At 69.2% G+C, this 6,887-nt stretch carries 6 protein-coding genes; 1 reads left to right on the top strand and 5 read right to left on the bottom strand.

Features of this window, described 5'->3' with window-relative positions:
- The 3 genes from ABZ855_RS47930 to ABZ855_RS47920 form a co-directional block, all read right to left on the bottom strand.
- Positions 1-176: FAD-binding protein (locus ABZ855_RS47930; RefSeq protein ID WP_360820268.1), on the bottom strand; the 176-nt coding region annotated here is incomplete at its 3' end.
- Positions 177-244: 68 nt separating this feature from the next.
- On the bottom strand, positions 245-1,180 hold the full coding sequence (locus tag ABZ855_RS47925) for an alpha/beta hydrolase (protein WP_360820261.1): 936 nt from the start codon (positions 1,178-1,180) through the stop codon (positions 245-247).
- A gap of 655 nt (positions 1,181-1,835) precedes the next feature.
- Positions 1,836-2,558: a methyltransferase domain-containing protein gene (locus ABZ855_RS47920; protein WP_360820264.1), complete on the bottom strand. Its 723-nt coding sequence runs from the start codon at positions 2,556-2,558 to the stop codon at positions 1,836-1,838.
- A gap of 390 nt (positions 2,559-2,948) precedes the next feature.
- On the opposite strand from ABZ855_RS47920, the gene ABZ855_RS47915 reads away from it, so the two are divergent.
- Positions 2,949-3,743 (top strand): maleylpyruvate isomerase family mycothiol-dependent enzyme, encoded by a 795-nt coding sequence (locus ABZ855_RS47915; protein ID WP_360820258.1) that lies wholly within the window; start codon positions 2,949-2,951, stop codon positions 3,741-3,743.
- A 331-nt stretch (positions 3,744-4,074) separates the two neighbouring features.
- On the opposite strand, the gene ABZ855_RS47910 is transcribed toward ABZ855_RS47915, so the two are convergent.
- Entirely contained in the window at positions 4,075-5,547 is a 1,473-nt protein-coding gene (locus tag ABZ855_RS47910; RefSeq protein WP_360820256.1) for an ATP-binding protein, read from the bottom strand.
- Positions 5,544-6,887, bottom strand: a 1,344-nt coding sequence (locus ABZ855_RS47905) for an FAD-dependent oxidoreductase (RefSeq protein ID WP_360820253.1), incomplete at its 5' end; no start/stop codon positions are given. The genes ABZ855_RS47905 and ABZ855_RS47910, both read right to left, overlap by 4 nt.

The raw sequence follows: 6,887 nt of genomic DNA, 5'->3' as shown, positions 1-6,887 counted from the left end.
ACGGCCTCGGCGGGCGCGTTGCGCGGGGAGCCGCCGTCGATCACGACGACCGAGCGGCGGGAGCGAGCGAGGACCAGTGCACCGTTCAGCCCCGCGGCGCCCCCGCCGATCACCACCGCGTCGACGGTCCCCTCGGACAGTGCGTCGCTTGCGTACGGAGGAGTCGCCACAGCCATAGCCTCCTGCGTTTCCTTGTCAGTCATGGTTCGGTCAGTCCTTCGAGTTCTGGGTGGTGGCAGGAGGGTCAGCTGTTGAGGAAGCCGAGGATGTGGTCGGCGACCGTCTTGGGCTGTTCTACGTGCGGGAAGTGCCCTGCGCCGGGTATGACGATGCGTTCGAAGCCGTTCGTGAACAGGTCGTCCATGCCGTCGCTCAGCTCCACGGAGAAGCAGTTGTCGTCGGCACCGTGGAGGTAGAGCGACGGGACGGTGATGGCGCCGAAGGCCCGGGCCTGCAGGGCCTGGGTCGCCTCGTCCGCGGGGGGTGTGAACAACTGGCGGTAGTAGCCCAGGATTTCGGTCAGGACTCCTGGGGCAGCCAGGGTTTCCTTGAGCGCGGCACGCTCAGCGTCCGGCAGCTCGTAGCCGGGTGACCATTCCCGCCAGAGCCGGTCGATGAAGGCGAAGTCGTCGTGCGCGACGGCCGCCTCCGCCATGGCCGACTGGAAGAAGAACATGTACCAGCTGCGTCGCTGCTGGTCACCGTCGCTGACCAGTGCGTTCATCAGTTGACGGCCATGGGGACCCGACATCGTGACCAGCTTGCGGACACGGCTCGGGTCGAGGGTCGCTGCCGCGTACGCCGCCGCGGCTCCGAAGTCGTGGCCGACGAGATCCGCCTGCTCGCGCCCGAGCGCTTCGATCAGGTTCAGGACGTCCCGGCCGGTCGAGGCAATGTTGTAGGAGCCGTCGGGGGCCGCGCCGCCGGGCCAGTATCCGCGCTGTGCGGGCGCGACCGCCCAGTACCCTTCCTGCGCCAGGCGGTCGAGGGTCCCTGTCCAGCTGGCTGCATGGTCGGGAAACCCGTGGAGGAGCACCACGAGCGGTCCGCTGCCGGCCTCGAGGATCGGAACCTCCAGTCCGCCTGCCTGAACCGTCCGATGACGGACGAGATCGCTCGCCTGGGACCCCCTGGCCGGGGAGCCCTCGCCAAAGGGCGGTTGCTGGGTCACCTGTGTCATGAGTTCAACCTCCAAGCCGCCTTCGCGGCATCGCGGTCCGTCAAGCCCGGACCAAGTAGCAAGTACGGCTGTCTGAAGCCGGGGTCAGTGCCGGTAAGCGGTCACGACGGTGACTGTTCACCGAGTGGAGAGTCCGGCTCCGGTTCGCTGTGGCATGGGTTGCCCTCGATCGCGCCAGGCGTGCACGCAGCCTGTCCGGTGAGCTCAGGACCGTTATGGACTGAACAGTAAGAAACCTATGCGGTTCTGTACTGAGTTGTCAAGTACGGCGGATCGGTCTTGCGTGCTCGCCGAAACCGAGAAGAACGGCAGCAGGTCATGGGCGGCACCCTCAATGCGGTGGGCGCGGTCGTCGCAAGGGGAGGATGCATGATCCCGTTGCCGCCGCACCGTACGAAGAGCCCCGGGGCACTCGGAGGCACTGCTGCGGCTTCTCGTCCCAGAGGCACGCCATCACGACCCCCGCGTGCACCCCCGGCTGGGACGTGCGGACCACCTCGATGTCGTCGCTGCCAGCCCTCATGACCAGGCGTCTCGCACGGAAGGGGCCACTCCCGGCCGGCCAAGGAAACCCACATCGGCCACGAGCGCCTGACAGACGTGGTCACCGTTCCCCGTTCAAGTGGATCCCCGCAGCCCGTGCTCAATCTGCTCTCTAGGCGGAGGCGGCAGCCACGAAGTACGGAAGGGCGATGAGGAAGCGGTCGGCCTCGGCGCGTCGGCGCTGTTCGGCGAGCCACTCATCGGCCTGGTCGCGGCTGACGGCACCGATCGTGCAGGCCGACTCGGCGAGCCCGGCGAGCAGCGGCAGCATCGCGGGATCGGTGAACACGCTGGTGTGCACCTCGACGGTGACGTCGTTGAAGCCGCCGTCCAGGAGCAGGTTGCGGTACTGGCGGGCGGCGCGAGGCGTGCCCAGGAGGTCGGCGCGGGTGTGCACGATCGTGCGGGTGAGCTCCGCGTCATCCGAGTCGATCATGATGGCGTCCCAGTCCTGCCCGACCAGGGCGATCCTGCCGCCCGGGGAGAGGACGCGCCGCGCCTCCGCCACGGCGCGCCACGGCTCCTGAAGGAAATGGAAGACCTTGTCGGCACGGTAGCCACGCACACTTCCGTCGGCGAACGGCAGATCCTCCGCCCCCGCCTCCCGGAACTCGGCCCCCGGCCACCGTTTCCGGGCCTCGGCCAGAATCCACGGATCGGGATCCACGCCCACCGCGTGGACGCCACGCTCGGCCAGCTCGGCGACGGCCCGCCCGGCACCGCAGCCGACGTCCACGACGGACGAGCCCGGGACCAGAGACAGCAGTTCATAGGAGCGGGCTCGCAGCAGGCCGGCGCTCGGCAGCTGGTCCATCGCGTCGAGGAGGGCCAGCATGGCCTCGGTACCGCGGTGCTTCTCCGTGAACGGAGTCGTCGCGGCCATGGCTTCCTGTCTTTCCTTGTCGGTCATGGTTCGGGCAACCCTTCGAGTAGTGGGTGGTCGGAGCGGGGTCAGCCGTTCAGGACGCCCCCGATGTGGTCGGCGACCGCCTTGAGCTGTTCGAGGTGCGGCAGTTATGTACTGAACAGTCGGAAACCTAGGCGGTTCTGTACCGAGCTGTCAACCATGGTGGGCAGTGGGCCGGCTTCGCCTTTCCCGTCTCGCCGCATACGGAAGATGAAGCCGACCCACCCTTCTTGACAACTCAGTACAGAATTGCCTAGGTTTTCGGCTGTTCAGTACACAACCATCCTGAGCTCACGGGCCTTCATTGGGGAAAAGAACATGACTGAAGCCGCAGACCGGATCATCGACGCCCTGCGCAGCGGGCACGACCACCTCGCCGCTGTGGTGCACAGGCTCACCGCGGCCGATCTCACCCGCCCGTCCGGCGCGTCGGAGTGGGACGTCTCCCAGGTGCTCGGCCATCTGGGCAGCGGAGCCGAAATAGGCCTGGCCGTACTGGAGGGCGCGATGGGCGGTACGGGTGCCCCCGACGGCGACTTCAACAAGTCGGTGTGGGCCCGCTGGGACGTGATGACCCCGGCCGAGCGCGCCGAAGGCTTCGTCACCGCCAACCAGGCGCTGGTCGAGCGTTACGAGGGCCTCGACGCGGGGGCCCGCAGCGCCCTCCGGATCGACCTCGGCTTCCTGCCCGCGCCGGTGGACGTCGCGACCGCGGCGGGGCTCCGGCTCGGTGAGCTCGCCCACCACTCGTGGGACGTCGAGGTGGCATTCGACCCGTCCGCGACCCTGGCGTCCGCCGCGATCGGGCCGCTCCTCGACCAGGCCGGCATGATGCTGGGCTTCATCGGCAAGGCGGACGCCCTGGAGAACCGCCCTGTCGCCGTCGCGGTGCACACCACCGCACCCGAGCGCGCCTTCGGTCTCTCGGTCGGCGAGACGGTCGCGCTCACCGGCGAACCCGAGAACGCCGACGCCGTGCTCACGGCTCCCGCCGAGTGGTGGCTGCGACTCATCGCCGGTCGGCACGCCCCCGCCCACACGCCGTCCTCCGTGACCCTCACCGGCGACACCGTCACCCTCGACGACCTGCGCAGGGTTTTCCCCGGCTTCTGAGCCCGGCGGCAAGGCAACGGGCACGGGAACACGCCCTGGCCTGCGCGTTTCACCCGGGGTCGTGTCCGGAGCGTGAGCGGCACAGCGAAAGTGCCTTCTGACCTGGGACGACAGGGCATGTCCGAGGCTTCTTTCGGCTCGCGGGGGAAGGCACCTTCACCGACGCCGTCGGGGATGTCCAGGCCCGCCGCGCACACCCTCGGCGTCCCCGGCGATGAGCACGGCGCGCGCCTCGCGGACACGGGGTCGGCCCAGGACACCGGCGAGACGGGTCAGCCCGTCGTCCCGGCCCCGCTGGGCAGGACGCCGGGGTCGATTCCGGTGTCCTTGGTCATGAGGGCTCCTGGGCCGGGTCGGGGGCGGTGTCGGGGTCGGTGGCGGTGAGGGGGAGCAGTACCTGGAAGCGGGTGTCGCCGGGTACGGACTCGACTTTCAGGTCGCCGTGGTGCTTGTTGACGACGATCCGCCAGGAGATGTCGAGTCCCAGCCCCGTGCCCTCGCCCACCGGCTTGGTGGTGAAGAAGGGGTCGAAGATCCGGCCCCGGATGTCCGACGGCACTCCGGGTCCGGTGTCCTGGAACTCCACGAGCAGCCGGTCGTGCACCACAGCGGTGCGTACGGTCAACGTCCCTTCGCCGCCCGCGCCCTTGATGGCCTGCACCGCGTTGTCGATCAGGTTGGTCCACACCTGGTTCAGTTCGGCCGGGTAGGCCGGAATCCTCGGCACCGAACGGTCGTACTCCTTCACGACCTTGACCTGTGGCCCGATCTTGCCCGACAGCATCAGCAGCGTGCTGTCGAGGAGTTCGTGCACATCGGCGACCTGGTAGGGCGCGCGGTCGAGCTGCGAGTACTGCTTGGCGGCGTCGACGAGGTGCGAGATACGGGTGGTGGAGTCCTCGATCTCGGACATCAACAGCTCGGCCTCGACGGTGTAGTTGAGGCACTCGATGGCACTGGGCAGGATCTCCCGCTCGTCGATGGCCGCCGCGACCTGCTCCAGCCAGTCGACGTCGAGACCGCCCTGCACGAAGGTCGGCGCGATCTGCCAGCCGTTCGGGACACCGTGTTCGTCGAGCCAGTCGGCGAGTTCGTCCTCCCGGTCGGACGCCTCGAGCGGGCTCAGCGCCGGAGCCTTGGAGACCCGCTCGGCCGTACGCTCCTGGAGGTCGACCAGGGCCTTCAAGGCGTCGCCGTGTTGGGGTCTTGAGGCGATGGCGCCGAGTTTGTTGCGCATCTGCGCGACCCGGTCCCTGAGCGACGAGGTGGCTCGTGCGGCGGCCGCGGCCGGGTTGTTGAGCTCGTGGGTGAGGCCCGCGGACAACGTGCCCAGCGCCAGCAGCCGTTCGCGCTGCCCGACGGCCCGCTGATAGGTCTGCGAACCGAGGGAGAGTCCCTCCAGGAGATGGATCGCCATCGGAAACCACTCGTGCATGAAGTCCGCGAACGATTCGGCGGGCAGGACGAAGAACCGTGTCGGCTCCGACACCCGCACCGAGTTCATGTACCGATGCGGTTTCCCGTCCCAGAGGTATGCCATCACGGCCCCCGCGTACACCCCCGGCTGGGACGTGCGGCTGATCTCGATGTCGTCGCTGCCCACCCGGCGCGACATGACGAGCGTGCCCTCGATCATCACGTACAAGTCGGTCGCCGGGTCACCTTCGGCGAACACCGGCCCGGGGTCGAACAGTTCGACCCGACCTGCGGCGCACAGCCTGTCGAGCTGCTCGGCGCTGAGCTTCTCGAAGAGGAACAGCGACCCGATCTCCTCGGGGCTGCACGGCATCAACTGCCCGCTCATGACTGCTCCAGGTACCGGTGTACGAGCATCACGGCCATGGCTCCCTCTCCGACGGCGGACGCGACCCGCTTGGCGGACTCCGCGCGGGCGTCCCCGGCGACGAACACGCCGGGGATGTTGGTCTCCAGGTGGTAGGGCGGCCGGTCCAGCTCCCAGCCCGCCGGTGGTCGCCCGTCGGCGGTCAGATCGGGTCCGGCGAGGATGAACCCGTGCTCGTCGCGCAGCACCGTGCCGTCCAGCCAGTCGGTCAGCGGGGCCGCGCCGATGAACACGAACAGCCACTGCGCGTCGACCAGTTCGGTCTGACCGGTCGTCGTGTCACGCAACGTCAGCTGTTCCAGCTGGTTTTCGCCGTGCGCGGCCTCGACGACCGTGTGGGCCCGCACCGAGATGTTCGGCGACTCGGCGATCTGCTGGATCAGGTAGTGGGACATCGACGCGGTCAGGTCCGGCCCGCGCACCAGCAGGGTGACCGACTTGGCGCCCCTGGCCAGGTACATCGCCGCCTGTCCGGCCGAGTTGGCACCGCCGACGATGTACACGTCGTGGCCCTGGCAGGCGGCGGCCTCGGTGAGCGCGGACCCGTAGAACACCCCGCGGCCCGACAATTCGTCGGCGCCCGGCGTCTCCAGCCGCCGGTAGGACACACCGGTCGCCAGGATGACGGAGTGCGCGGCCACTGCGGAGCCGTCCGAGAACCGCACAGTGCGGGCCGCGCCGTTGGTCTCCAGGCCCGACACCTCACGGGCGGTGAGGATCTCGGCGCCGAACTTGGTGGCCTGCCGGCGGGCCCGGTCGGTGAGCTGGCCGCCGGAGACTCCGTCGGGGAAGCCCAGGTAGTTCTCGATCCGGGAACTCTGCCCGGCCTGCCCGCCGGTCGCCGACCGCTCCACGAGCACCGTACGCAGGCCCTCCGAGGCCCCGTACACAGCGGCACCGAGCCCGGCCGGGCCGCCGCCGATGACGACCAGGTCGTAGAAGTCCGCGGTCGGGGTCGTCGCCAGCCCCACGTGCGCGGCCAGCTCCGGCACCTCCGGCTCGACGAGTGCCGCACCGTCGGCCGTGATCACCACCGGCAGCCGCTGCCCGTCCTGCCCGGAGGCCGCGAGCAGCCGCTGTCCTTCGGGCTCGTCCGTGGAGTACCAGCGGTAGGGCACCTGGTTGCGGGCCAGGAACTCCCGTACGTCCGACGAGCGCGCCGACCAGCGGTGACCCACCACCTTGGTGGCGGGCACGGGGCGGTGGTCACTGCACCGCCACGCCTCCAGCAGGTCGTCCAGCACCGGGTAGAGCTTCTCCTCCGGCGGGTCCCAGGGCTTGAGGAGGTAGTGGTCGAGGTC

The sequence above is a fragment of the Streptomyces sp. NPDC047042 genome (assembly GCF_040644035.1).
GTDB lineage: Bacteria > Actinomycetota > Actinomycetes > Streptomycetales > Streptomycetaceae > Streptomyces.
The sequence above is the reverse complement of the archived record's forward strand: the minus strand, read 5'-3'. Positions and strand labels throughout refer to the sequence as shown.

Bases quoted from the DNA above. Each gene is read 5' to 3' on its own strand.
- ABZ855_RS47910 (WP_360820256.1), bottom strand. From the start codon at position 5,547: ATGAGCGGGCAGTTGATGCCGTGCAGCCCCGAGGAGATCGGGTCGCTG.
- ABZ855_RS47915 (WP_360820258.1), top strand. From the start codon at position 2,949: ATGACTGAAGCCGCAGACCGGATCATCGACGCCCTGCGCAGCGGGCAC.
- ABZ855_RS47925 (WP_360820261.1), bottom strand. From the start codon at position 1,180: ATGACACAGGTGACCCAGCAACCGCCCTTTGGCGAGGGCTCCCCGGCC.
- ABZ855_RS47920 (WP_360820264.1), bottom strand. From the start codon at position 2,558: ATGCTGGCCCTCCTCGACGCGATGGACCAGCTGCCGAGCGCCGGCCTG.